We start from the raw sequence: 269 nt of genomic DNA, 5'->3' as shown, positions 1-269 counted from the left end.
CAGACGCCTCGAGCCGGCAGCGGGCGGAGCAGGTGGCCGAGGCCTTCGTGCTCGCCTCGAATGAGCGCACCTGGCAGACCGGGCGGCAGCAGTGGGTGCAGCGACTGCAGCAGCTGGCCGATGGTTTCGCGGTCGTCATTGGCGGCGCGGCGCGAGACGCGCGGCTGCGGCTCCTCGATCGGCTCGAACATCGGACGATCCGCCGCGAGGTCGCCGCCATGGGCGACGGCATCGAGCGCGCCATTGCACGCGCGGGCGAGCTTGAAACG

At 72.1% G+C, this 269-nt stretch carries 1 protein-coding gene; it reads left to right on the top strand.

What is annotated here, in order from left to right; translation table 11 throughout:
• Positions 1-32: 32 nt before the first annotated feature.
• Positions 33-269, top strand: a 237-nt coding sequence (locus RMT89_RS43320; protein WP_315889247.1) for a hypothetical protein, incomplete at its 3' end; no start/stop codon positions are given.

This window comes from Streptomyces sp. P17 (assembly GCF_032436805.1).
Taxonomy (GTDB): domain Bacteria; phylum Actinomycetota; class Actinomycetes; order Streptomycetales; family Streptomycetaceae; genus Streptomyces.
Note: the sequence above shows the minus strand (reverse complement) of the source record. Positions and strands in the feature narration are given on the sequence as shown.